At 35.3% G+C, this 24621-nt stretch carries 24 protein-coding genes and 1 tRNA gene; 17 read left to right on the top strand and 8 right to left on the bottom strand.

Translation table 11 applies throughout. The annotated features are described in order from the left end of the window. Positions 1-12 precede the first annotated feature (12 nt). On the bottom strand, positions 13-807 hold the full coding sequence (locus ACJZL1_RS03825) for an NAD kinase (protein ID WP_070356930.1): 795 nt from the start codon (positions 805-807) through the stop codon (positions 13-15). A gap of 38 nt (positions 808-845) precedes the next feature. Then, positions 846-1049 carry a 50S ribosomal protein L31 gene (rpmE, locus tag ACJZL1_RS03820; RefSeq protein WP_007548602.1) on the bottom strand — a complete coding sequence of 68 codons (204 nt, stop codon included), beginning with the start codon at positions 1047-1049 and terminating at the stop codon, positions 846-848. 128 nt (positions 1050-1177) lie between these two features. On the opposite strand from rpmE, the gene fabD reads away from it, so the two are divergent. The 3 genes from fabD to ACJZL1_RS03805 are packed head-to-tail and all read left to right on the top strand — an operon-like array spanning position 1178 to position 2441. Continuing rightward, positions 1178-2152, top strand: a complete 975-nt coding sequence (gene fabD, locus ACJZL1_RS03815) for an ACP S-malonyltransferase (RefSeq protein WP_419247017.1) — start codon at positions 1178-1180, stop codon at positions 2150-2152. A gap of 15 nt (positions 2153-2167) precedes the next feature. Continuing rightward, the gene (locus tag ACJZL1_RS03810; protein ID WP_419247016.1) at positions 2168-2299 is read left to right on the top strand and encodes a hypothetical protein; all 132 of its coding nucleotides are present in this window, start codon (positions 2168-2170) and stop codon (positions 2297-2299) included. Positions 2300-2318: 19 nt separating this feature from the next. Continuing rightward, a complete protein-coding gene (locus ACJZL1_RS03805) occupies positions 2319-2441 on the top strand; it encodes a hypothetical protein (RefSeq protein ID WP_419247015.1) in 123 nt (40 codons plus the stop codon). 90 nt (positions 2442-2531) lie between these two features. On the opposite strand, the gene gpmI is transcribed toward ACJZL1_RS03805, so the two are convergent. The 4 genes from gpmI to ACJZL1_RS03785 all read right to left on the bottom strand — a co-directional run bounded on the left by gpmI (position 2532) and on the right by ACJZL1_RS03785 (position 5993). Next, positions 2532-4028: a 2,3-bisphosphoglycerate-independent phosphoglycerate mutase gene (gene gpmI, locus ACJZL1_RS03800; RefSeq protein ID WP_265026578.1), complete on the bottom strand. Its 1497-nt coding sequence runs from the start codon at positions 4026-4028 to the stop codon at positions 2532-2534. 33 nt (positions 4029-4061) lie between these two features. Beyond that, a tRNA-Asn gene (locus ACJZL1_RS03795) sits at positions 4062-4133 on the bottom strand. Positions 4134-4868: 735 nt separating this feature from the next. Continuing rightward, entirely contained in the window at positions 4869-5825 is a 957-nt protein-coding gene (locus tag ACJZL1_RS03790) for an IS5 family transposase (protein ID WP_419247014.1), read from the bottom strand. 24 nt (positions 5826-5849) lie between these two features. Continuing rightward, positions 5850-5993, bottom strand: a complete 144-nt coding sequence (locus ACJZL1_RS03785; RefSeq protein WP_419247013.1) for a hypothetical protein — start codon at positions 5991-5993, stop codon at positions 5850-5852. Positions 5994-6260: 267 nt separating this feature from the next. Here ACJZL1_RS03785 and ACJZL1_RS03780 point away from each other — a divergent pair, with 267 nt between their 5' ends. The 11 genes from ACJZL1_RS03780 to ACJZL1_RS03730 all read left to right on the top strand — a co-directional run bounded on the left by ACJZL1_RS03780 (position 6261) and on the right by ACJZL1_RS03730 (position 21196). After that, a complete protein-coding gene (locus ACJZL1_RS03780; protein WP_419247012.1) occupies positions 6261-8513 on the top strand; it encodes an ankyrin repeat domain-containing protein in 2253 nt (750 codons plus the stop codon). A 105-nt stretch (positions 8514-8618) separates the two neighbouring features. Further along, the gene (locus ACJZL1_RS03775) at positions 8619-8774 is read left to right on the top strand and encodes a hypothetical protein (protein WP_419247011.1); all 156 of its coding nucleotides are present in this window, start codon (positions 8619-8621) and stop codon (positions 8772-8774) included. A gap of 422 nt (positions 8775-9196) precedes the next feature. Continuing rightward, positions 9197-9508 (top strand): ECH_0659 family protein, encoded by a 312-nt coding sequence (locus tag ACJZL1_RS03770; RefSeq protein ID WP_419247010.1) that lies wholly within the window; start codon positions 9197-9199, stop codon positions 9506-9508. Positions 9509-9643: 135 nt separating this feature from the next. After that, on the top strand, positions 9644-10192 hold the full coding sequence (locus ACJZL1_RS03765; protein WP_419247009.1) for a head-tail connector protein: 549 nt from the start codon (positions 9644-9646) through the stop codon (positions 10190-10192). A gap of 220 nt (positions 10193-10412) precedes the next feature. Further along, entirely contained in the window at positions 10413-10823 is a 411-nt protein-coding gene (locus ACJZL1_RS03760) for a DUF3168 domain-containing protein (protein WP_265034948.1), read from the top strand. Further along, positions 10798-11187, top strand: coding sequence for a phage tail tube protein (locus tag ACJZL1_RS03755; RefSeq protein ID WP_209473189.1), 390 nt, complete (start codon positions 10798-10800; stop codon positions 11185-11187). The genes ACJZL1_RS03760 and ACJZL1_RS03755 overlap by 26 nt, the downstream gene beginning before the upstream one ends. Positions 11188-11252: 65 nt before the next feature. Continuing rightward, entirely contained in the window at positions 11253-12038 is a 786-nt protein-coding gene (locus ACJZL1_RS03750; protein WP_419247008.1) for a hypothetical protein, read from the top strand. A 167-nt stretch (positions 12039-12205) separates the two neighbouring features. Next, positions 12206-14767: an ATP-dependent chaperone ClpB gene (gene clpB / locus ACJZL1_RS03745; RefSeq protein ID WP_419247007.1), complete on the top strand. Its 2562-nt coding sequence runs from the start codon at positions 12206-12208 to the stop codon at positions 14765-14767. 27 nt (positions 14768-14794) lie between these two features. After that, positions 14795-19546, top strand: a complete 4752-nt coding sequence (locus tag ACJZL1_RS03740) for an NAD-glutamate dehydrogenase (RefSeq protein WP_419247515.1) — start codon at positions 14795-14797, stop codon at positions 19544-19546. Positions 19547-19551: 5 nt separating this feature from the next. Further along, positions 19552-19848: a Sec-independent protein translocase subunit TatB gene (gene tatB, locus ACJZL1_RS03735; RefSeq protein WP_265025903.1), complete on the top strand. Its 297-nt coding sequence runs from the start codon at positions 19552-19554 to the stop codon at positions 19846-19848. After that, a complete protein-coding gene (locus tag ACJZL1_RS03730; RefSeq protein WP_419247006.1) occupies positions 19820-21196 on the top strand; it encodes a PleD family two-component system response regulator in 1377 nt (458 codons plus the stop codon). The genes tatB and ACJZL1_RS03730 overlap by 29 nt, the downstream gene beginning before the upstream one ends. A 35-nt stretch (positions 21197-21231) precedes the next feature. Here the strand turns inward: ACJZL1_RS03730 and recO are convergent, their stop codons facing one another. After that, positions 21232-21954, bottom strand: coding sequence for a DNA repair protein RecO (gene recO, locus ACJZL1_RS03725; RefSeq protein ID WP_265025901.1), 723 nt, complete (start codon positions 21952-21954; stop codon positions 21232-21234). Between the two features lie 206 nt (positions 21955-22160). Then, complete coding sequence (locus ACJZL1_RS03720; protein WP_419247005.1) at positions 22161-23192, bottom strand: PDDEXK nuclease domain-containing protein; 1032 nt, start codon at positions 23190-23192, stop codon at positions 22161-22163. 172 nt (positions 23193-23364) lie between these two features. On the opposite strand from ACJZL1_RS03720, the gene ACJZL1_RS03715 reads away from it, so the two are divergent. The 3 genes from ACJZL1_RS03715 to ACJZL1_RS03705 all read left to right on the top strand — a co-directional run bounded on the left by ACJZL1_RS03715 (position 23365) and on the right by ACJZL1_RS03705 (position 24595). After that, on the top strand, positions 23365-24000 hold the full coding sequence (locus ACJZL1_RS03715) for a hypothetical protein (protein ID WP_265025899.1): 636 nt from the start codon (positions 23365-23367) through the stop codon (positions 23998-24000). Between the two features lie 41 nt (positions 24001-24041). Further along, the gene (locus tag ACJZL1_RS03710; RefSeq protein ID WP_419247004.1) at positions 24042-24209 is read left to right on the top strand and encodes a hypothetical protein; all 168 of its coding nucleotides are present in this window, start codon (positions 24042-24044) and stop codon (positions 24207-24209) included. A 230-nt stretch (positions 24210-24439) separates the two neighbouring features. Continuing rightward, positions 24440-24595, top strand: a complete 156-nt coding sequence (locus tag ACJZL1_RS03705) for a hypothetical protein (RefSeq protein WP_236514888.1) — start codon at positions 24440-24442, stop codon at positions 24593-24595. The last annotated feature ends 26 nt before the right edge of the window (positions 24596-24621 follow it).

Genomic DNA, 24621 nt, shown 5'->3' with positions numbered 1-24621 from the left:
ACAGATACATTATTAGTATAGAAATTGTCTATCAAAGATCCTTTCATTCAGAGGGTAATCTTTGTCAAAAAGCAAAGTTATTGTGTTTTCGTGGTCTTTTTGTATTTTTATCTGTGATATATTATGAAACTCCTTGTAATCTGATACTACAAGTGCTGGACGGTTTTTTGTGTCGTTAATGTCAATTTGTACGATCGTATCATTTGAGATTAGTGCTCCATTCCAATGCCTTGGGTAATAGCTATTGATAGAAGTGAGTGCAAGTAAATTTGAATTTAGCGGCAAGATTGGGCCACCGGCAGAGAAGTTGTATGCAGTGCTGCCTGTGGGGGTAGATAATATTACTCCGTCCCCTCTAAATTTCTCTACTTTTAGCTTATCGTTGATAGTAATATTCATCTCTACTATTTGGTTCGCTTTTCTAAAAACGTATACTTCGTTTACTGCTATGTAATGATATCTCTTGCCACTTGTGTCTGTTGCTTCCATTTTTAGCAAAGTTAACTGAGTTGAAGTTGCATGCTCTATATGATCAATTAAATCTTCACTGCAGCTAAAGCATTTATTCATCAAAAACCCAACATTGCCAGTGTTTATCCCATACACATGCATGTTTTTATTTTCTATGACGTAATTGTGCAAAGTGCGTAGCATAAAGCCATCACCGCCAACAACTATCAATAGATCGATTTCGGACTTATTTTCTTCTGTTATATTGATAAAATTAAGTTTCTTTAATAGTTTAGATACTTCCTGCGATTTTGGTGATGGAGAAGCAACATAGCCTATATTTTTGTATTTATGCATGCTTCAGTAAACTCTCTAAAACTTAAAGAGGAGGAAAATTAGAAAATGCTTCCATATTTATCGTTAAACTTAGCTAATTTGCTAGTTTTACTTGCTAACCCGCTTGTCAAACTTCCAGTCCATGCGGGGTGAGTAAGAGGATCTCTATCAAGCTTTACCCTGTCTCCCTCCTTTCCATAAGTGGAACGAGTTTCAAACTCTTGACCGTCTGTCATAACTATAATAATTTTATGATAATTCATTGTTGCTTATAAACTTTTAGTCAGTTAATATTCTAGTGAACTTAATTCACTAAGTCAATCATTATTCTAAAATATTGACAAAAAATAGATAAAATGTTATACTCAATAGGGAATAAATAATAGTTATCATGATTTTCGCTTTCCCTGGTCAGGGCTCTCAGTTTGTAGGAATGGGAAGGAGCTTATATAGTGAGTTTTCCGTTGCAAGACAAGTATTTAATGAAGTAGATAGCATATTGGGTAGAAAGCTGTCTCATTTAATCTTCAACGGTCCTATTGAAGAATTAACCATTACAGAAAACGCTCAGCCAGCTATAATGGCAGTGTCAATTGCAATGCTACGCGTTATCGAGCATGTGTTTGGCAAATCTCTTTTTGCTAATCACAATGTTAAATATGTTTGTGGGCATTCAGTTGGCGAGTATACAGCGCTGTGTGCTGCAGGAGCGTTAACGCTTGAGTCTGCAGTCAAGCTGCTAAAAGTTCGCAGCGAAGCAATGCATGAAGCTTCACTGAAATGTAAAGGCGGAATGGTTGCGTTGCTTGGAGCAGAGATAAATGAAGTGGAAGACATATTAAGATCAGCCAAAATTGACGGAATTTGTGAAATTGCAAACGATAATGGCGGTGGGCAGGTAGTGGTAAGTGGTACTGCAGAAGTCCTTGAGATATTACCTGATTTATTCAAAAACTCGAGTGTGAGGAAATTGATTAAATTACAGGTTAGTGGACCTTTTCATTCATCTCTTATGAAACCTGCTGATGAAAAAGTTTTGGAATTTTTGAAGGGTATTAAAATGACTCGCCCTATAGTTCCTTTGATATCAAATGTTACAGCTAAAGAGGAGAGTGATCCCAAAGTTATAAAAACTTTGCTTGCTAAGCAAATTATAAGCAGAGTGAGATGGAGAGAAATGGTTTTACATATGGCGCGTTGTGGTATTAACAAGTTCGTTGAAATTGGCCCTAATAAAGTTTTATCTAATTTAGTCAAAAGGATTGACCAATCTATCAGTACAAAAAGTATAGATAGTATTGGTGATATTGACAGCTTCTTTAATGAATCATTAGTACTAACAGCGAAAAATTTAAAGTTGGGTTAAGTTAAACACATCTGTTTGCCAGCGCGTGACGCACAACTGTACGAACATTCATTCTTGAAGGTAAACTGCACAGCAAATGGTGTCATTCCAGTGCTTGACACTGGAATCCAGCCTTGCCGTAATCTCATCAAGAACGTTGTGTTTTAACATAAGATCAGCCACTTTTATGCTTACCAACTTAGTGCCCAATCAAAATTCCTGGATCCCAGTGTCTGGGCACTGGGATGACATTCTTCTGGTAGGCTCAAATTGTAATGTTCGTACAGTTATGTGTCAGCTACTTGCATGACACCATTTGTTGTAAACTTGTAAACTCACTTTTTCTTGATTTTTTGGTTTATCTTGTCTACCTATTTTGCCACTCTGCTGAACGGATACATTACACAATCAACGAACTGCCTGTCATTTCATCAGGTTTTTTAATTCCAAGTAGCTGTAAAATAGTAGGGGCAATATCAGATAACCTTCCGTCTCTTAGTTTTAGATTATTGCAAGACACAATAAATGGCACTTTATTTAGAGTGTGTGCTGTATGAGGTGTATTATTTTCTTCATCGAACATACATTCCACATTACCATGGTCTGCAGTAACAATTAATGCGGTGTTGCTTGACTTTTTAACAGCACTCAGCACTTTTGCAAGACAATCATCTACAGCTAGCACAGCTTTCTCGGCTGCTTTTATATTACCTGTATGCCCTACCATATCAGGATTAGCGTAATTTACAACTATCAGTGCGAATTCTTGGGAGTGAATTTTTTCTACAAGCTTTTCTGTGAGCTCGGAGGCTGACATTTCGGGCTGCAAATCATAAGTTTGAACTTTTGGTGAGGGAATGAGTATTCTTTCTTCACCAAGGAAAGGTTCTTCTTTTCCACAATTGAAAAAGAAAGTCACATGAGCGTATTTCTCGGTTTCGGCAATGCGTAATTGTCGTAATTTGTTGTCTTCTATTGTTTGTCCTAGAGTATCAACGAAAGAAGTAGGAGGAAAAATATAAGGAATTTTGAGATCTTCTTTATACTTCATCATACTTAGAATTGAAGAGAATTTTGCTACCTCAATATAGTCTGTTTTGCCTAGCAAAATACTTGCTAATTGTATCATTCGATCAGCACGAAAGTTAGCCAGTAACACTCCATCTTCTGGTTTTATACCTTGATAATCACCTATTACTGCGGGTTTTATAAACTCATCAGTTATGTTATTTTGATAATTTTCATCAATCAACGATACTGCATTATCATGACGAGGTGCCTTTGCAAATGCGATAGCCTCATAAGCTTCAATTGTTCTCTCCCACCTGTTATCACGGTCCATAGCATAGTAACGCCCAGAAACAGTAGCAATTCTTGTGTCATTTCCCTTTATACTCTTTGTAAATTCTTGAATGCATTTTTTTCCTGAATTCGGCAATGTGTCTCTGCCATCTAAAAATGCATGTATCACCACTTTGATTCCATGCTGTGATATTTTATTTGCTAAAGCTCCAATATGCTTTTGATGCGAATGAACACCACCATCTGATATCAACCCCATTATATGGCATATGCCATTCTTACTTTTTAGATTACTAATAAAATTTTGTAGATTTGTATTATTTTCTATTGTTCCAATCTCTTGATTAATGCGCTGAAGGCTTTGCATTACTACTCTACCACTGCCAATATTCATATGGCCAACTTCTGAATTACCTATTTGACCACCAGGTAACCCAACATCAGCTCCACAGGCGGATAAACTGCATTTTGGATAATTAGAGCTAATATATTGCCAGCAGGGTGGATTTGCGTTGCTGATAGCATTGTATTTACTGCTTTCTACTCCATTTCCCCAGCCATCTAGTATACATAAAACGACTGATTTAATGCCCATATAAGATTAACACTAGAATTTAACAGAGAAGAGCTCCCCGGGCCGGATTCGAACCAGCGACCAATTGGTTAACAGCCAACTGCTCTACCACTGAGCTACCGAGGAATAAACCGTCTTTAATTTATCACGTTGAACGTTGGTTGTAAACGTTTTTTGTGTAGACTTTGAGTCCAACTGGTCATAGAAACAAAAACTTACTTGACACCCTTCGCCAGCCCCCTTATCATGAAACTGAAGCTATTGTATTTGCTTTCGCCAATCTGCAGATTAAAAGGTAAGGATTACTTAATGTATCGGCGTCTTATGTTCAATTTTTTGCAGTATATAGATACTGTATGTCTTTACAAAACTTCATCTACATCTAGATTTTTATCTAAATAAGCTGAACGCGCTTATAAAGCGTTACAAGACATCAAAAAATGCCAATACTCGACAGAGATAGTAAAAGACTAGCTAACTCGGGGATTCTTTGTCTTTTTTTCTGCTTAGTAAATTTCTTAAACATTTGCAGCGTAAGTTAGTTGCAATTAAAAGCAGCTAAATCTTGCTTGTCAAGCGTTTAAAACATAAAAAACGCCAATATTTTAAAGCGGATAATAACCACGGGGCTTCTTTTGCCTTTTTTTTCGTTTGGTAAATTTCTTAAATATTTATGACTAAAAGAGCTCGTGAAGGGTGTCATTCCAGTGCTTGACACTGGAATCCAGCTTTTTCATAATCATCAAAACGTTGTACTTTAACATAAAACGGCTACTTTTATGCTTACCAACTTAATAAAATTCCTGGATCCCAGTGGGCTTTGTTGCATAGCACCTTAAGCAGTGATGGTTTACGACAAATTTATGTAATGATTTCAAATTTAGCCATACCAATATCAGTGAATTTGTTGAGCAAATAGCACTTAATTAGTAATTCTTTTTCACGATTTACTTCAGATTTATTCCTAAAGCTAAATCCAAATACTTGCTTCAACCTTGAGAAAAATCCTTCTATGTAAGATCTCTTTCCATAAATTGCTTCCTTTTTCCACTCTTTTACACCATCTTGTCCATATAATTTTATTAACCTAATAGCAGCATTTCTGTCAGACATATAATCTATTTTTGAATGTTCTGCTGCATCCTTTTTTGGTAGAATTTTTGTCTTTATATCGTATTTCTTACACAATTTATAAAGTTTGTGCCTATCGTATGCCCTATCTGCATATAATGCTTTTATTTTGTGCTGAAAATTAACTTCTTCAAGCAAATCGCAAGCTCCATAGTGGTCAGAGTAGACGCCATTACTGTATCTTGCAGCTATAGCTTTTTTACTATTCACACTTAACATAACATGTAACTTTCTTACTTGCTCGTAGCTTCGGTACTTTCTATCTGCACTGTTTTCCTTACTGTGGCCAGGAGTGTTACTGTAAATGCTGATACTTGTGCTATCTATGATAATTTCAATATTTTCCATGTTGCTTTTATCAACCCTGCAATCATTTATCTTAATATTAAGTTTTTTAAACCTTCTTGATGCTTGTGAATAGCTGATAACTGCCAAATTTTTTCCTATTTGTTGCAGATATCCTTTTATAAACCCCACCGTTTGTCTTAAACCAATTCTAAAAAGATTGACAATTATATGCACCAAAATTACGACTTTATCACTGTAAATATAGTTGCCGCCCTGCATTTTTGGACTATTTTCATACCAATTTTCGATAGCTTCATCGATGTAACGAAAAATATTTCCCCTTTTTTCAAGGAATTTGTTATATTCGTTTTGGTTACTGACTTTCATTTTCTGTGGCATATTTTTTCTTCAACAGTTAAATGGTTATTTATAATGAATTTTGTCAGTAGCCACCAGATTTTTTCGGTTGCTATGCAACAAAGCCATCCCAGTGTCTGGGCACTGGGATGACACCATTCTTTTTCCTGGATTCCAAACTGGGATGACAGCTAGCCTGACAATCGTCATTCCGCTACGTGTTAGCGGCTAAGAGATACCGCGGCGGTATGACGGTTCACGGTGGCATCTCGTCATCCCGCTACTTGTTAGCGGGATCTAGAGATACCGCGGCGGTATGACGTAGGACTGCTGTGACACCATTATAGAGTGAACCAGTGTCAGCTACTTGCATAGAAAATGTTTATGACTAATTTTTAGATCAAACATGGAATTTCGACAAACTTAACTTTTTTGTGAGACTGTTCAGCAATAATAAATAAATTGAGAGGAAAGGTTATGGCAATAAAAAAGGAAAAGTTTTTTGAAATAATACGCAATGTGAGTGAGAGTGAAGGTTTGAATAAGGATAATTTGCTTGAAAGAATAGGAAGTGAGCTAAAAGGTGTAAACTCAGGAGTATATAGCACTTATAACAATTTGAAGATAGATAAGATGTTCAGTATATTAGATTCAGACAAAACTGTAAATTGTATGTTGTTACATCTTGCTGTGGAATGTAACAGTGTACCAATAGTAAAACTCCTACTAGAAAAGAAAGTAAAAGTTGATGAACAAACATCGGGTGATGTTAATTCTAAATTCACTGCTTTGCACATTGCTGCTTTGCATGGTCATCAAGAGATAGTTCAGCTTTTATTGAATAATAACGCAAATCCTTCACTAAAAGATAGTCAAGGCCGAACTCCAAGGGATATTGTCGGCGATGTAGAAGGTAAAAAGGCTATAATAAAAATGTTAGAGGAAGGAGAACAACGTTATGCTGAGGCAAGAGCTGCGAGAAGACAAAATAGACAAGGCACTTTACCGCAGCCTAATAATAAAACTCCAGGAAATTTAGCTGTGAACGGAAATAACACAACTGCTGCAGTGCAAGCATGGAATGCAAGAGATCAGAAAAAGAACAACGGAACTACACTAAACAGCAGAGAAATCTATGTACAAGATGAGGATGAACAGACTTCTTCAAACTCAATCATTAATGAAAACAATATAAACAAAGTAGATGATACATTAGAAAGAGAACAGGCTATAAGAGAAAGAGATGCTGTGGAGCAAAAGTTGCAAGAGGCAGAACAACGATTTGCCAATAATCGGAAGCGCATAGAACAACCCGGTCATAATCAACATTCGGAACAATACGGTGCTACATATAATGGTGAACAGACCTTTTTAAATAAAAGTAATAGTGACGATAGTGGAATATATTTTGATGCAGATGAATCTGAAGCTTTAGGCCAATCTATATTAGAAGATGGAGAAGACATTGATGCACAGGATGAAAATGGATTGACTTTTTTACATCGTGCTGCTGCAAACAACAATGAAGAATCAGTGAAACTTTTTGTAACACGTGGAGCAAAAGTTGATGTACAGGATAAAGATGAACTGACCCCTTTACATTATGCTGTTACATATGGTTATGTAGAGATTGCAGAATATCTAATAGATAATGGAGCAGGTGTTGATGCGCAAGATAAAGATGGCGTGACCCCTTTACACTATGCTGCTGCAAAAAGCGCTAAAGAATCAGTAAAACTTTTGATAAAACGTAAAGCAAATGTTAATGCACAAGATAAAGATGGACATACCCCTTTATATTTTGCTGTTGCAAAGGACAATAAAGAATTAGCAAAACTTTTGATAAAATATGGAGCAGATCGCTCATTGATAAAGGATGAAGGCCTAGTAATAGATAGACTAAACAGTGTGTGTGATCAGCCATCTGAGGTTGTATCTAGTACTTCTTCCCATTCCAAAACACACAACGCAACGGAAACTCCAGAAGAAGCAGAAAAGGTTAAAAAAAGTAAAGTTAAGTCAAAAGAATTACGTGCTCAACTAAAGGAAGAGAATCAATCACTAAAACGAAAAATACAAGATCTAGAAAGTGAAAAAGCAACGCTTAAGGATAAATTAGACAAAACAAAAACTAAAGAGGTGTTACTAGAAAAAAAGCAAAAGGAACTAAAGAATGACATAGCTGGGCAAGAGGCTAGGCTGGAAGCACTAGAACAAGAAATACAAGAGCTAGGAAATGAAAACACAAAGCTTAAGGATAAATTAGACAAAACAGAAAGTCAGTATTCTAAAGCAGAAGCGTTGTTAGAAAAAACGCAAAAGGAACTAGCAGAATCAAAAAGTTGCATAGTTGGACATGAGACTAAGTTGAAACAATTCAATAAAGAGAATGAATCACTAACACAAAAAATAAAAAGTCTGGAGAATGAAAACACACCACTTGAGGGTGAACTGGGCAAAACTAAAACAAATGAAGTGTCGCTAGAAAAAGCAGGAAAAAGACAAATGAGTTTCTTAAAAGTTGCTTCTGTGAACCTTGTAACTATGTTAGCAGTAGGTGCTATCTTTAGTATAGCTTTCCAATTACCAGTTCTATTAACAATTGCAACTTTTGTAGTATCTGCTTTGATAGCTAGTGGCGTTACATATGCAATATCAACAAAACCTGACACTGAATTAAAAGAAGTGGATATTCAAGGTTTAGCACAACATGGTGTTTGTAAAACTTAGCACCTACATCTGTACGAACATTGCAGTTTGCAGATGCAAGTAGCTGACACTGTAATCCCAAAAAAAGGATGATGTCATCCCAGTGCTCCTTTTTTTGTCATCCCAGTGCCCAGACACTGGGATCTAGTTCTTATTGTACATTTACTTGGTGTAGAGTTAAGTTTTCTGGATCCCAGTGGGCTTTGTTGCATCGCTAGCTATGATGGATTAAAGATAAAAAAGATGGAGAATATCAGTAGCTTATTATTCTGGTATTTATAACAAGAACGGTCAGTGAATACCTAAATTTGAGTAAAAGAAATTTCACTACCACTCACTAATCCGGCTAAAATTCAAGAATTTCAATGCTTTAGCTATTTTCAATAGAATTAAGTTTATTAATATAAATAATAAATTACTATTCTTAAATTTGATCAGATTGATTGCAAAAAAACAAGATTTTCAATAGGTTGCTTATAATCCTAGCTATAGTTAGCCTTTCATAAGTAGCGATGCAACAAAGCCATCCCAGTGTCAGCTACTCGGATGACAAGAAGAGGGTACTTGGATAAGAGTCATTGCCCTCCTGGTAGGCCCAAATTGCAATGTTCGTACAGTTATGAGTTACACAGTAGTGCGAATTTTTTACTTTGGTAGTTTTTTTATTACAGTTATAATCATAAGAGTAGTTGAGTTTAATTAATATGAAAACTTTTACGAAAAGCTCTAAGAGTAAGGGAAAAAAGCTGGAGGAGTTTGATAAGGAAATTGAAGATATAACAACTATAGCTCAAGATAAATTTGCACATGAACTTGAAAATATCGCATATGACAGTGTGCAAAAATTTCGCAGTCTGCTTGCTAAAGAGTTAAACTCCGTCTTCAATAATATTCATTCTCAAAATGTTAATCTACTAAAATCTAGCCTAGTTGAATATGCTATAAGTTCAAATTTTGTCAATAAAAAAGGAGAAACAGCTTTAATTCGCTCTCTTCTTAATATATTCATACGATAAAGCACTCAGAGTTGTTGCTGCGCCAATCTAACTTAATGTTGAATGCAAGCTGCATAGCTAAAGTAAGTAAGATTTGCCCCACGATAAACGAGGTAAACCTTACTTATTCTAGCTATATCAAAAAGGAGGGTTATTATGTCAATAAGATCTACTTCACCAAGAATACATGTGCAACGTAAATCTAAGCCTGAATCTTTTCCGGTTACTTTAGAAGAGGTTAAATCTTTTTTACGCATTGAGAACGACCAGGATGATAAATTGATTTCAAGTTTAATTTTTATGGCAACTGATTACGCTGAATGGCATATGGAAAAGTCACTAGTAAAGCAAACATGGCAAGTTTCATATGAAGATTATGTACCTCGTAGGATCTATTTAAGCTATGGCCCTGTGAGTAAGATAGTATTGGCTACTGCAATGATGTCTAAAAATCAAGAGAAGAGAACACTTAAGTATTATTTTAGCGATGTAGGGGGCTACGTTGAGTTTTTCAATTATTTTAATGCAATAAGAGTTGATGTTGTATACGAGGCTGGCTATGACAATGTTCCTGAGCAGATAAAACTCGGTATTATGCGGCATGTTTCTGCTATTTACAAAGATCGTGAATCGGGGGTAAGTAGCCATTTATCTGAAGTGAAGAAGGTGTATTCTCCATTTCGCGAACCAAAGGTTGTTTTGTAGCTCTTTCTTGTCATCCAAGTAGCTCTGTACAAACATTGTCCACCAGAAGGGTGTCATCCCAGTGCCTTGACTACTTGGATCCAGAAAAATTGATTGTGCACTATACAACATAAAAGCTGGATTCCAGTGTCAAGCACTGGAATGACACCATCTGCCACGCAAATTGCCTGCAAATTGCAATGTCCGTACAGCCGCGTCTGAGTAAATCTGAGGATTAATCATGGAAAAAATTCAAGCTATAAACGAGTTGTACAGTAGCATTTATGAAGCACTAAAAGCAAACTCTGATTTAAGAAAATATGTTACTAACATTTATGACTACTTACCTAAACAGGTCACCATTCCTTACCTGAGATTGCGTGTAGTGAATTATAATAACCTGCATATGCTGTCCAATTTTGCTACAAAGGCAAGATTTTCATGCGACATATATACTTATCATATAGACAGTATGTTTGCCATTATAAGGCATATTAACTTGATACTTAAGAGCATTGAAGGTTTTAGTAGTGAGGTCATTTTAGAAAGTAATTGTGCTATGGATCAGCACGATGAAATTTTACATTCAACAATTAATTTTGATATTTTAATAAAAGGAGGTGATAATGAGCAAATTACAGCTAAAAATTAAAGATCATGACAATAATTTTATTGTGTTAAATAATATACGAAACCTAAGGTTTACTTTGCGTAATAACAGAGAAGAGGTGAAAGATATTTCTTCTTTTGGCTGGAGGAAAGTGCTCGATTGTGCTGGAAGCAGACACATTACGATAAAAATTAATGGAATTTTAGACTCTGTATTAGCTGATGAATTATTACGTAATTCTGCTATGCTAAACTCTAATAATGATTATGAAATTAGTTTTAATGCTAAGGAAAAGATAAGGCTTAGGTGTTCAGTTGAATTGTATGAGAGATATTATGATCCTGTTACTTTTGACAGTTTTACTGTAGTTTTAACTAGTGCTGAAGTTGTAAACGCTTTTCATTAATGTTAATTTAATTTTTTCATATACAATAATAACTGGTGAGAATTTTAACTAAATTAAAAAAAATCATGAACGACGAAAACCTTTTCGAGGAAGACGGTGATAATATTGAAGAAAATAACGATGATAAAAGAGAGAGAAGTTTAGAAAATGAAAATCAGTTAAATCAAGAAGAACAACACAAAGAGGAAGATAAACAATATATAATACAATATATTCAAGACTATTTAAAAGTTTTTGAGGATATTCTAAATCAGATCGACGAAGGGATCGATAATTTAGATAGTTACGAAAGGACTATGCAAATAAAGCGAAGCATAGACAGGCTCATAGAGACTTTATATAGTCAGGCTGCGTCTGAAGATATTGATGCAGAATTTGAAACTACCAAACACACTCGCGATAAATCAGAATCTATGAAAAGAGTTAGAGAGAAGAGAAGAAAGCAAGTGATAGAAGAAGTATTAAGTGGCATGTTTGCCCAGCAACAAAAGGAGCTAATGGACGCTAAACACTTAAGTCATGGACATGAAACAGCAAAAGATGGGGATGTCCACGAAGCAAAGGAAAAAGTGAAGTCTTCAATCAGGGGAGTGTTGTTTTCGGTGATTGCTCATAGGATGGATCCAAGAAGGAGGGCAGGGGAAACTGCTGACGATAACGAAAAGCAAGCTCATATACATGGCAGGGAAGCAGTTGGTGGAGCTTTAGGTGCATTGTTAAAAACGTTTTTAACAGCAGTTACTGCCGTTGTGCGCGAAATTGCTAAACCACTTCAGAAACAGGAAACATCTTTTGCAAAACAAGTTGAAGAAAGCAGAAACGCAGATTCACAAAAAGGTCGATCTGTATAGACTATCCATAAGATGGTCTAATGAAGTAAAGGGTAGGGCTATAATTACTATAATAGTTTCTTTTAAAAAAAAGTTTTAAATTTCATACCTAACAATAAACAACTTTAGGTTTAAATTTATGAAATCAGTTGTTATATACATCAGCAAATACGAATTTAACTGGTGTTATGGACTTAAATAAATTTACCGAGAAAGCAAAAAGTCTAATTCAAAGTGCTCAGATGAAAGCGTTGGGAGCTGGGCATCAGATTTTTATGCCTGAGCATTTACTAAAAGTAATGCTTGAGGATGAATTAGGTTTAGTTCAGGATTTGATAAACGCTTGTGGTGGAAATGTGCAAAGTATTTCCGATGCTGTGGATAGCGCAATAAAAAAGTTGCCAGTAGTTGAAGGTCCAGGAAGTGGTGGCCTTCAACTTTCAAGAGAAATAGCAAAAGTTTTTGAAGATTCAATTGGTATTGCTCGGAGGAATAAAGATTCGTTTGTTGCCGTTGAGCGTTTACTGCAGGGCCTCACTGCACAAAAAGATGATACTGTAGGCAAAATTCTGGCGGAGAATGGTGTTACTCCACAAAAACTGAACTCAGTTATTGCAGAAATGAGAAAAGGCAGCAGTGCGGACTCGCCAAACAGTGAGGAAAAATTAAACGCGGCAAAGAAATATACAAAAGATGTTACAGAGCTTGCTATGCAAGGAAAGCTTGATCCTGTAATTGGTCGTGATGAAGAGATCAGAAGAACTATGCAGGTGTCACTGAGGCGGACAAAAAATAATCCAGTGCTGATCGGTGAACCTGGCGTTGGAAAAACTGCAATAGTTGAGGGGCTTGCAAATAGAATCGTTGCAAATGACGTGCCGCTTGGTTTGCGTGATGCAAAAGTTTTAGCCCTCGATCTTGGCGCATTAATTGCTGGAACAAAATTTAGAGGAGAATTTGAAGAAAGGTTAAAAGCAGTTATTAATGAGCTTTCGAAAGCGGAGGGAAAAGTTATCTTGTTTATAGATGAGCTTCATACTTTAGTTGGAGCAGGAGCAACAAGTGGTGCAATGGATGCTTCAAATTTGCTAAAGCCTGCTCTTGCGCGTGGAGAAATTCGCTGTATAGGAGCCACAACTTTAGATGAATATCGTCAGCATATAGAAAAAGATCCTGCACTTGCAAGGCGTTTTCAGCCTGTGTTTATCTCTCAACCAACTGAAACTGATACCATTTCAATACTCAGGGGTTTGAAGGAAAGATATGAGGTGCATCATGGTATAAGAATTACAGACGGTGCAATAATTGCTGCTGCAACGTTGTCCAATAGATATATAACAGACAGGTTTTTACCTGATAAAGCGATTGATTTGATTGATGAAGCAGCAAGCAGGGTGAGAATTGAAATGGATAGCAAGCCTGAAGTTATTGATGAACTTGAGAGAAAGGTTATACAGCTAAAGATTGAAGCAGAGGCTCTAAAAAAAGAAAGTGATGAAAATTCTAAACAGCGTTTAAAAAAGATAAATGAGGAGATTGAAAACCTAAACAGTAAATTTGCTGACTTGAACAGCAAATGGCAGATGGAAAAGAATAAAATAGCTAGAATACAAGAAACAGCCGAAAAATTAGATAACGCTAGAAAAGAGTTGGAATTAACTCAGCGGAGTGGAAATTTAGGAAGGGCAGGGGAATTGATGTATGGTGTGATTCCTCAGCTTGAGAATGAATTAAAAAATCAGGAAAAGGTTACTGATAGCTTCTTAAAGAAAGAAGTGACTGGAGATGACATTGCAAACATTGTTTCAAAGTGGACGGGAATTCCAGTTGATAATATGATGCACAGTGAAAAGGAAAAACTCCTTAACATGGAGAATGAAATAGGAAGAAGAGTAATAGGGCAGAAAGATGCAATAGAAGCGATAAGTAATGCAGTTAGGCGCTCCCGCTCTGGGGTGCAAGATACCAACAGGCCTTTTGGTTCATTTTTATTTTTAGGTCCAACTGGAGTTGGTAAAACCGAACTTGCGAAAGCCTTAGCTGAATTTCTGTTTGACGATCAATCAGCGCTTCTGCGTTTTGATATGTCAGAATATATGGAAAAACATTCTGTTTCAAAGCTAATTGGCGCGCCTCCAGGGTATGTTGGCTACGAGCAAGGTGGCAGATTAACCGAAGCAGTAAGAAGAAGGCCATATCAGGTTATTCTGTTTGATGAAATAGAGAAGGCAAATCCAGATATATTTAATCTATTGTTGCAAATCTTGGATGAGGGGAGACTCACTGATAGTCATGGCAAATTAATTGATTTTCGCAACACCATACTGATTTTAACTTCTAACCTTGGCGCTGAGATAATGCTAAAGGAGATTGCTGAGTCTGTAAAAGATGAGGTAATGCAAATAATTAAATCAACATTTCGTCCAGAATTTTTAAACAGACTGGATGAAATTATTATATTTCACAGTTTAACCAGAGATGACATCTATAAAATTATAGATGTTCAATTTTCTTATTTACAAAAAACACTTGCTAAGCGTAAACTAAGTATAAGTTTGTCACAGGAAGCTAAAGAACTAATAGCACAAACTGGCTATGACCCTGAATATGGAGCAAGGCCCCTAAAAAGGGTTATACAAGAGTGTATTCAAAATAATTTAGCTAAATTAGTTTTATCAGGGGAAGTAGTAGAAAATGATGAACTAATAGTGTACGCTCTTGATAATGAAATCTTAGTTAAAAAGGTTTAAGTTCACTGTGTATTTTTGTTAAAAAAAATGTGTATAGATCATAATGTTGACACTGAGTCTTTATTTAAGTTAGCTGATCAAGAAAATCAGCAAGATAAAGAAAAAATTAAAAAATTTATTAAGTATTTTTATAGTTTTGTTTATAAAAGCGACCTAAAAGCCAACGATAAGTTCTTGCTATATATTGTAAACGATGCTTACAATTTTGTTTCTCAAAAAGAGAAAGATGAAAGTAAGTTAGTAGTAAGCAATATAGATGATATACCAGGAGTAGAAGGCGATTTTACCACGATTAAGATAACAAACGATGATATGCCATTTTTGGTTGACTCCGTTATTGCAACTATTAAGTCGCACGATTTAACCATATGCTATTACAGCAACAGCATAATTAACATTAAAAGAAAAGATGGCCTAATAGACGAGATTTACCCTTTGGAAGAAAGCAATGGAATCAAAGAGTCAGTTATATATGTAATTATCAAAGGTATAAGTGACAGTTTTGTTGATACATTAAAAGAATCTCTACAGAAAACGCTGAAAGCGGTTAATTGCGTTGTGAAAGATTGGCACTTAATGCTCAAGAAACTTGATGAGGCAAGTCTTTCTGTCATCCCAGTACTTGATACTGGGATCCAGGAAAAGGACACGTGGATTCCAGTGTCACGCACTGGAATGACACCAGACCGAAATCAAGAGCAAAAAGATTTTCTAGTTTGGTTAAAGAATAATAACTTCGTATTTCTAGGTTATCAAGAATATATTGCTGGTAAAGATGAAAAACTCATCTGTGATAGCAAAAAGGACCTTGGCCTGATGAGAGTAGGTCAAAGTACGTTGATTCCTTCTGTAAACCTTGATTCCCTATACATATTGAGATCAGATCTAATCTCAATAGTCCATTGGCGTACATACATGAATTGTATAGGAGTAAAAGAATTTGATGACCAGGGTAATGTGGTAAAGGAACGGCGTTTTTTTGGATTATTTACTTCTATAGCGGAGGTCCAAGATATTCGAACTATTCCAATAATAAGAGATAAAGTTAAAGTTATAGAAAAAAATGCAGGGTTTGTAACCGGGGGCCACAATAACAAAGCTCTAATTTATATTTTACAAGCATTCTCATGTGATGAATTGTTCCAGTCTAATGAGGAAGAATTATTTCAAATTTGTACTTCTATTATGTCCCTTGCAATAAGACCAAGAGTCAAGTTATGCTTAAGAAGTAAGGGAGTGTTTACTAGTTGTATAGTGCTGATACCGATGCGTTATGCTAGCTCCAGGCTAATGCTCAAGATAAGCAATATATTGAAGGATGAGATAAATGCAGAAAGTTCAGATATTTATAACCACCACATTATAAACGAATATGACTTAATGAAATTGTACGTGGTGCTAAAGGCTAAAAACGCTAGTGTTCCTGATGATGAAGTTTTGCGTATCGAAAACAAATTAAGGAACATTACGGAAAAATGGGAAGATCGTTTTATAGACAATTTATATAATACTTTTAGCACTGTTGAGGATATATTCATCCGTTATTGCAAGGCATTTCCAATAAGCTATCAAGAGAGTTTCGAACCTCATGACGCATATTACGATATGAAAAAATTGGAGATAGTGAGGAAAAAAGGAGTTAGCGAGGTCGATTTAAGACTTACTCGTGACAATCTTAATTATCAATTAAAGGTTTACACTTCGAGCAATGGAGGTCTTGAATTATCGAAGATATTAAGAATTACTAAGAATTTGGGAGCGAAGATCCTATCTCATAATGGTTATTACATAAAAATCAACGGCGGAATATGGATACACCATTTTGTGTTGTCAAGAGTCGATGAATTAATAGACAACATTACTCTAAAAGAGCAATTTGAAATAACACTTGCGAAAGTGTTTAGAAAGGAAATTAAAAATGATTATTTCAATAGTTTGGTCATTATTGCTGGGCTGGAGTGGAAAGAAGTGCTTCTGGTTAGAGCGTTAAGTGCTTACCTAAAGCAGACGTCATTTAACTACAACCCAGAATATATCCAAAAGGTAGTCTCAGAGTATCCAAAAATAGTAAAGTATTTGATACAACTATTTCATGCAAGATTTGATCCTAACATAGACATTGATAGAGCAGAAACCACGGACATTTTCATAGAAAAAATTGAGGAACTTCTAAAAGAGATCAGCAATGTTTCACATGATTACGTTTTGCGCTCGATATTTTACTTGATAATGGCTATTTTAAGGACCAGTTATTATCAAGACGATAAACCATATTTATCTACAAAATTTGACTCAAGTAAAATAAATGGTTTGCCTGATCCTTGCCCGTATCGTGAATTATATATTTATTCAAACCTTTTTGAGGGAATACATCTAAGAGGAGGGAAATTAGCCCGTGGTGGCTTAAGGTGGTCGGATAGGACGGAAGATTTTCGCACTGAAGTTTTGGGGCTCATGAAAGCTCAGATGACAAAAAATGCGGTTATTGTACCTGTTGGCGCAAAGGGTGGGTTTGTAATTAAGCAAGTTTATAAAGACAAAGATACTTTAAGAGAGAAAGGTGTTGAATGCTATAAGAGTTTTATCAGGGGAATGCTTGACATTACTGATAATGTAGTTAATGGCAAAATAATTCCACCAGAGAATGTGATTAGGTATGATGAAGATGATCCATATCTCGTGGTTGCTGCTGATAAAGGCACTGCTTCATTTTCTGATTATGCCAACCAAATAGCCTCTGAATACAATTTTTGGCTTGGTGATGCATTTGCATCTGGTGGATCAGTAGGTTATGACCACAAAAAGATGGGTATTACAGCCAGAGGTGCATGGATTGCAGCGCAGAGGCATTTTTGGAAAATGAATAAGGATATTTACCAGGATGCAACTGTTATTGGAATTGGGGATATGGCTGGCGACTTATTTGGAAATGGTATGCTGCTTTCAAAAAATATACATTTAATCGGCGCATTTAACCATATGCATATTTTTGTTGACCCAAACCCTGATGCAGAAAAGAGTTTCACAGAGCGTAAACGCCTCTTTGAGTTACCATTTTCAACTTGGATGGATTATAACAAAGATTTGATTTCTAAGGGTGGAGGAGTATTTGAGCGTAGCAGCAAGCAAGTAAACATTTCTCAAGAAATAAAAAAATGCTTTGATATAACAGAAGATATGCTACCTCCAAGTGATTTGATTAGATATCTGTTGAAAGCAAAAGTGGACTTCATATGGAATGGAGGAATCGGCACGTTTGTTAAGGCAAAGAGTGAAAATCATAGCATGGTCGGTGACAAAGCAAACGATGAGTTAAGAATAAATGGTAAAGATATTAGAGCTTCTATGTTTATAGAAGGCGGAAATTTGGGATGCACACAGCTTGGAAGAATAGAATATGCTGAAAGAGGTGGATATATCAATGCAGATTTTGTTGATAATTCAGCCGGAGTGATATGTTCGGACCTTGAAGTCAACATCAAGATTGCATTTGTTTCAGCTATGAAAGCAGGGGGTATTTCTTTAGAAAAAAGGAATGAAATACTGGCAAGTATGGTGGATGAAGTTGCATCCAAAGTGCTTGAGAACCACAACAAAATTGAAACAAAAGCATTACTTCTTGAGTGTTTGCAAGCTAAAGAGAGATTGGAGCAGCACCACAGGTTACTGCTCAGTTTAGAAAAATCTGGGCTGTTAAACCGAAGCGTAGAATTTCTTCCAACTGAAGAAGAGATAGCAAGGATGTTAACTGGTGCAGAAGGTTTCAGTTCTCCTCAGCTCTCTGTTCTAATGTCTTATGCTAGAACGGCAATAAAAAATGAAATTATACATTCCGATCTGCCTGAAAAAGATCTTATATCTAATGACTACTTGCTAGGTTATTTTCCTAAAAAGATGGTAACAAAATTTAAGGATTTCATATTAAAACACCAACTTCGTAGAGAAATTATCTCTACTTGCATTGTAAATGATGTAGTGAATAGAATGGGCTGTATATTCATCAATAATTTGGCTGAGAACACTGGAATTAAGATACAAGAAGCGGTTAACATATATATTGTTGTTAACCACCTATATGATTTAAATAGTATGTGGCAGAAAATTGATGAATTGGATGGAAAAATTGATGTTAACTCATACTTACAAATAGTGAGGAACGTGCAGAAATTTATTGGTAGGGTATCATTTTGGTTAGTGAAAAATCTTGGCAAGCTTAGCTTTGTAGAATTGGATGATGTTACAAAATTTAAAGATGCAATTGAAACTTTAGGCCAGAACTTAACTGATGTTTTAGATGAACACCTATTAAAGGTCTATAGCCATGGATCAACTTCTTTAGTAGAACTTAATATAAATAAAGATCTAGCAAAAAAAGTTGCTGATCTATGCGTTCTTGCTTATGCACTGGACATTATATCTGTTGCTGAACAGACATCTTTGTCCATTCTTGATGCTGGTAAAATATACTTTGAGTTAAAGTCGCTGTTAAGATTCGATCTGATTAGAACAATTGCCATCAAGATGAAAAGCCGCTCCTCTTATTGGGATCGCAGCTTAGTTAATGATTTATTGGACGATTTAAGCAATTACCATCACAAGCTAGCTGTTAAAGTCATAAAAGCTACTGATAACCCCGAAGATAAGGTTCAAACCTGGGCTTGTAATGATAAGGACTACATAGAACGTTATAATAGTTTTTTAGATGAGATGGTTGCTTCTAAACTTGATTTAAGCAAATTAATATTTATAATCAGGAGAATTAAAGTACTTGCTTCATAGGGAAAATGTTTAATATAGGTTTTTCAGAAATTTTAGTTGTAGCTTTAGTGAGCATAATTGTTCTTGATAAAAATAAGGTACCTGTATTTATTGATTTTATTAAGACTATATATAGGTATTTTATAATTGCAAAGTCAAAAGCCAAAAGGTTATTGAAGGATGCCGGAATTGAAGACTTATATAAAGAGTGTAATACTGAGAAAGTAAATTACATAGTTGGTAAAAATGGTAAGCTTTATCCTACTTACGATATAGATAATACATCTAAAGATAATGACAGCGAAGATTCTGGTAGTAGATGATGTACTATCTAATGTCAAGCTTTTAGAAGCTCGACTAAAAGCAGAGTACTATACGGTTATCGTAGCCTATGATGGTGAGGAAGCTATGGATTTAGTAGCAAAGCAGCAGCCTGATATTATATTGCTCGATATCATGATGCCAAAAATGAATGGCTTTGAAGTCTGTAAGAAGCTAAAGAGTGATCCCTTAACGACTCATATTCCAATAATTATGGTAACTGCGCTGCATGACGCTCATGATAGAGTACAGGGCATTAATGCTGGTGCAGATGATTTTCTGACTAAACCAATAGAAGAAACTGCTTTATCTGCAAGGATCAAGTCTCTCACGCGCTTAAAAATGATTATAGATGAATTGCGTTTAAGAGGAGAAACCAACGTTGAGATTGGCGGAGTAGCAGGAAACAGTATTATGGATTATTCTAATCAGATTTTTGATGCTAACATACTTGTTGTAGATGAAGATGTCTTTCAAGCAGAGCAGATATATAATGTACTAAAGCACCGCTTTAGGTCAATTAAAATACTGAGTGATCCAGTAGAGGCATTAAAGGTTGGTATTAAGGATAATTACGACCTGATCATTTCTGATATGCAGTTTTCAAAAACTGACGGCTTGCGTTTGTGTTCTGGGTTTCGTAGTAAGGTGGAAACACGTTATACACCAATTCTAATTCTTTCTGAGGATTATGATAAAAACAATTTAGTAAAAGCACTTGATGTAGGTGCTAATGATTATTTAACAGTACCTTTGGATGAGGGTGAGTTAATAGCAAGGGTTAATTCGCAAGTGAAACGCAAAAGATATCAAGATGCCTTGAGAATGAATTTATTTAATAATGCGGAAATGTCTATAAAGGACCCATTAACTAACTGTTATAATAGAAGATATTTTGATGCACACTTAAGAAACATTGTTAAGGACTCTGTAGAAAAAGATAGAAGGTTGTCTCTTATGATACTTGATATAGACTATTTTAAGATGGTGAATGACAATTTTGGACATAGTGCTGGAGATGAACTTTTAAAGCAAATACAGAGAAGAATTTCTGAAAATATTAGAGTGACAGATTTGTTAGCTAGATTTGGTGGTGAGGAATTTGTTGTTGTAATGCCAGATACCGATACATCAGATGCGTATACTATTGCGGAAAGAATACGCAAAATTATTGCTAAAAAACCTTTTATACTTGCGGATAAAAATACAACCCACAATGTAACTGTGAGCATTGGAATTGCAGAAATGCAAGAATCTGACCTTGACGATATTAAAAAATTTATAGTACGTGCTGACAAATATTTATATAAGGCAAAAAACAGTGGTAGAAATAGAGTGATTACTGGCTGAATTCTAAAATTCTTTCAAAAAAATGATAACTAAGATTAAAGCGAAAGCATGAGATTTCTTAGCTCTGGAAATTCCATATTTAGTTGCAAAAATAGATACTTATTTAAGAAATATCCTGTGACTTTCAGTCCTAACTGAAATTCTTGGAATGAGTAGCTGTTTTGTAGGTTATTATTGTATACATCATGCAACATTGGTGGAAAAGGTAGGAGTTTATCTGCATAATAATCTCCTGCTTTTTTTGACACTGCTCTGCCAGTTTTTGGAGAAATAAATTGTAGATTTTCCTTAACACCTGTTACAGCGCATTTGGATAAGTCTAACTTGAATCCCAATTGCGTAAGAAGCAGAAGCTCTAAGTTGAGGTAATGGCCTTGCCAAAGTTCATTATTGTGCTTAATTATATCGATGAAATATCGAAAGTTATCATACAGTACAACACAAGGTTCACTCTCTGGAAGCACTTTTTCTAAAATAGAGGAGAAAGAAACAATAGTAATGCTTTTTAACCTATCTTGAAAGAAATGATGGAATGGAGATTCGATTAATTCGCACTTAAAAAAACCTAGATTTTCAGGTAATTTAGCACTCCATTCTGCATGTAATAGATTACTTATCTGAAACTTATAATTGCTATTGTTTGTTAGCTTAGTTAATCCCCTGCGCTTTCCATGATTTTTTGTAAACAGAGAAAGAATTAAGTTTTTATCGCCGTATTTTTTAGCAGCTATAATGATGCCTTCATCTTTCCATCTCATTTAGAGTATATTGACCGTATGATATTATAGGATAGTGCACCTAGAGCTTATAATCCATAAAAATTACTTACTCCGTCACTGTCTGCTTCCAAAGTTTCAAGGCTATGAGAGAGTAAGTTATTGGCTGCCACTCTTCTTCCTGAGCCTCCATGCTGAGCTTTTGGTTTTTGGTCTGCTAAATAATTGTTTGAATGATTTTAGTAACATTACTTTTTCTTATCTGAAATTTTGGATAATTCAGCTTCTAATTCTTCTATTGTTGGCAGAGCTGTTTTTACCTCTTCTGGTAGATTTTCAGTTATTCGATATTCCGCTAATCCTATTGGTTTATTTATGTCTTTGAGTGTATATTTAGCAAGTACATCGTCTTTAGATTTACATAAGATTAACCCTATAGAAGGTTGATCTGTCGAGTGCTTCAGTAAATCGTCAACTGCGGAAAGATAAAAATTCATTTTACCTGCATACTCTGGTTTAAAATCTTTATCTTTTAGTTCAATTACTATGAAGCAACGTAACTTTAAATGATAGAATAATAAATCAATATAAAAGTCTTTATTACCAACATCTAAATGAAATTGTCTACCAACAAATGCAAATCCCTCACCGAGTTCTAACAGAAATTTTTCCATATGCCCTACAAGTCCCTTTTCTACTTCTCTTTCGTGAGCATCCTTACCTATACTTAAAAAATCAAAAATATATGGATCTTTTAATGTGTAATGTGCTAGATCGGATTGTGGAGATGGTAATTTTTCTTCAAAGTTAGTAATAGCTTTCCCTTGACGTTTATGTAGACCAAGCTCTATCTGCATCACCATAATGTTACGTGACCAGCCATGTTCAATAGCTTCTTTTATGTAGAATAGCCTCGCTTCTTTGTCCTGAACTAAGTCCATTAGAAATACATTATGTCCCCACGGCAATTGGGCAACAAGTTGTTGCACAAATTCAATATCTTGATACTCCACTGCAAATTGGCGCATATATTTCAAGTTTCTCGTGCTAAAACCTTTCATTTCAGGGAATCCAGCCTTTAAGTCTCTACTTAACTGCTCAATTACTTTAGATCCCCAACCCTGACTCTTTTGTTTTTCTAGAATCCGCGTTCCAATATAATGATAAAGCAGTAGCAGTTCTTTATTTACTGTTCTTGCTGCCTTATAACGGCTTGTTGCAATACGATCCTTCAACTGCTCTAAAAGTTCTGTATATTCTTTTGCTATAATTTTTGTCATACGGTTCCTTTTAATCCATTATACAATTCCTTTGTCTGTCGAGAAGGCAATCTTTCGCTTGCCTTCAGCTTTGAAGGGATTCCTTATTTACTTCAAACTCGTCCATCAACTAAAATATATTGACTTTACGTGCAATATTAGCTTTAAACCAGTAAAACAAGCTGCTTAACATATGCGTTTTTTCTATTCTAATTATATTCTTTTTTTGTCTTTATGTTGTTTTTTGCTTTTTTCGTTATCTTCAACAAAAGCCCAAACGAATGATACGTCAGCTGTTCCTATACCACAAAGGAAAAAAGAAATAGTTGAGCACACTGTTGTGAAAAAAACAGCACAACCGAGGCAAATTATCGAAATGCAAGAAGAAGTCATTATTAACGAGGGTAAAGAGTTCATTCCAATTCCAAAAAGAAAAAAAAGTGTAGAGAAAAAACTAAGAAGGGATGTTAGAGAGGCAAAAAATGAAATAGGAAATGAAAAAAGCGTTGAGAGTAAAAAGGATGAATTAGTTGTAACAGAAATTATTAACTCTATAAGAGACAAACTTACAAAATGCTGGAGCATTCCTGAAAGCATAGCTTACAAAGAAAATTTTAATATAAAAATTAACTTATTATTGTCCAGTCAAGGCGAGATAATTATGGCCGATGTAGCAGACAGTGATTCCTATCGAAATAATCCACTTTTCAGGTCGATAGCAGATAACGCAATGCGTGCAGTATATAAATGTAGCCCATTGACTGGCTTGCCTACTCAGCACCACCACATTTGGCGTGAAGTAACACTAGACTTTATTCTAAATGGGTAAAATCTTACAATAGACCTCTTATATTACCTCCTGTCATCCTAATGTCCAGACCACAACTGTACGAACATTGTGATTTGAGAGCAATTTCCACTAGGAAGGTGTCATTCCAGTGCTTGACACTGGAATGGCTTTGTTGCATCGCTAGCTATGATGGATTAAAGATAAAAAAGATGGAGAATATCAGTAGCTTATTATTCTGGTATTTATAACAAGAACGGTCAGTGAATACCTAAATTTGAGTAAAAGAAATTTCACTACCACTCACTAATCCGGCTAAAATTCAAGAATTTCAATGCTTTAGCTATTTTCAATAGAATTAAGTTTATTAATATAAATAATAAATTACTATTCTTAAATTTGATCAGATTGATTGCAAAAAAACAAGATTTTCAATAGGTTGCTTATAATCCTAGCTATAGTTAGCCTTTCATAAGTAGCGATGCAACAAAGCCCACTGGAATCCAGTTTTCTTTACAAATTCACCAAAAGTGCTTCATTCTATAACGCAAAACCCATACTCACCAAACCCAATGCATTACTTGCAATTAAGTTTCCTGGATCCCAGTGTCTGGGCACTGGGATGACACCGTCATAAAGGAACCAGTGTCAGCTACTTTCATG

It is taken from the genome of Wolbachia endosymbiont of Rhagoletis indifferens (assembly GCF_048537595.1).
Taxonomy (GTDB): domain Bacteria; phylum Pseudomonadota; class Alphaproteobacteria; order Rickettsiales; family Anaplasmataceae; genus Wolbachia.
This window is presented reverse-complemented; position numbering and strand designations above follow the sequence as displayed.

Coding starts and splice junctions, on each gene's coding strand:
- ACJZL1_RS03825 (WP_070356930.1), bottom strand. CDS start 807: ATGCATAAATACAAAAATATAGGCTATGTTGCTTCTCCATCACCAAAA.
- ACJZL1_RS03730 (WP_419247006.1), top strand. CDS start 19,820: ATGACAGCGAAGATTCTGGTAGTAGATGATGTACTATCTAATGTCAAG.
- tatB (WP_265025903.1), top strand. CDS start 19,552: ATGTTTAATATAGGTTTTTCAGAAATTTTAGTTGTAGCTTTAGTGAGC.
- fabD (WP_419247017.1), top strand. CDS start 1,178: ATGATTTTCGCTTTCCCTGGTCAGGGCTCTCAGTTTGTAGGAATGGGA.
- ACJZL1_RS03780 (WP_419247012.1), top strand. CDS start 6,261: ATGGCAATAAAAAAGGAAAAGTTTTTTGAAATAATACGCAATGTGAGT.
- ACJZL1_RS03750 (WP_419247008.1), top strand. CDS start 11,253: ATGAACGACGAAAACCTTTTCGAGGAAGACGGTGATAATATTGAAGAA.
- ACJZL1_RS03715 (WP_265025899.1), top strand. CDS start 23,365: ATGCGTTTTTTCTATTCTAATTATATTCTTTTTTTGTCTTTATGTTGT.
- ACJZL1_RS03805 (WP_419247015.1), top strand. CDS start 2,319: ATGCTTACCAACTTAGTGCCCAATCAAAATTCCTGGATCCCAGTGTCT.
- ACJZL1_RS03785 (WP_419247013.1), bottom strand. CDS start 5,993: ATGACGATTGTCAGGCTAGCTGTCATCCCAGTTTGGAATCCAGGAAAA.
- recO (WP_265025901.1), bottom strand. CDS start 21,954: ATGAGATGGAAAGATGAAGGCATCATTATAGCTGCTAAAAAATACGGC.
- rpmE (WP_007548602.1), bottom strand. CDS start 1,049: ATGAATTATCATAAAATTATTATAGTTATGACAGACGGTCAAGAGTTT.
- gpmI (WP_265026578.1), bottom strand. CDS start 4,028: ATGGGCATTAAATCAGTCGTTTTATGTATACTAGATGGCTGGGGAAAT.
- ACJZL1_RS03770 (WP_419247010.1), top strand. CDS start 9,197: ATGAAAACTTTTACGAAAAGCTCTAAGAGTAAGGGAAAAAAGCTGGAG.
- ACJZL1_RS03790 (WP_419247014.1), bottom strand. CDS start 5,825: ATGCCACAGAAAATGAAAGTCAGTAACCAAAACGAATATAACAAATTC.
- ACJZL1_RS03740 (WP_419247515.1), top strand. CDS start 14,795: ATGTGTATAGATCATAATGTTGACACTGAGTCTTTATTTAAGTTAGCT.
- ACJZL1_RS03760 (WP_265034948.1), top strand. CDS start 10,413: ATGGAAAAAATTCAAGCTATAAACGAGTTGTACAGTAGCATTTATGAA.
- ACJZL1_RS03765 (WP_419247009.1), top strand. CDS start 9,644: ATGTCAATAAGATCTACTTCACCAAGAATACATGTGCAACGTAAATCT.
- ACJZL1_RS03710 (WP_419247004.1), top strand. CDS start 24,042: ATGTCCAGACCACAACTGTACGAACATTGTGATTTGAGAGCAATTTCC.
- ACJZL1_RS03755 (WP_209473189.1), top strand. CDS start 10,798: ATGAGCAAATTACAGCTAAAAATTAAAGATCATGACAATAATTTTATT.
- ACJZL1_RS03720 (WP_419247005.1), bottom strand. CDS start 23,192: ATGACAAAAATTATAGCAAAAGAATATACAGAACTTTTAGAGCAGTTG.
- ACJZL1_RS03705 (WP_236514888.1), top strand. CDS start 24,440: ATGCAACAAAGCCCACTGGAATCCAGTTTTCTTTACAAATTCACCAAA.
- clpB (WP_419247007.1), top strand. CDS start 12,206: ATGGACTTAAATAAATTTACCGAGAAAGCAAAAAGTCTAATTCAAAGT.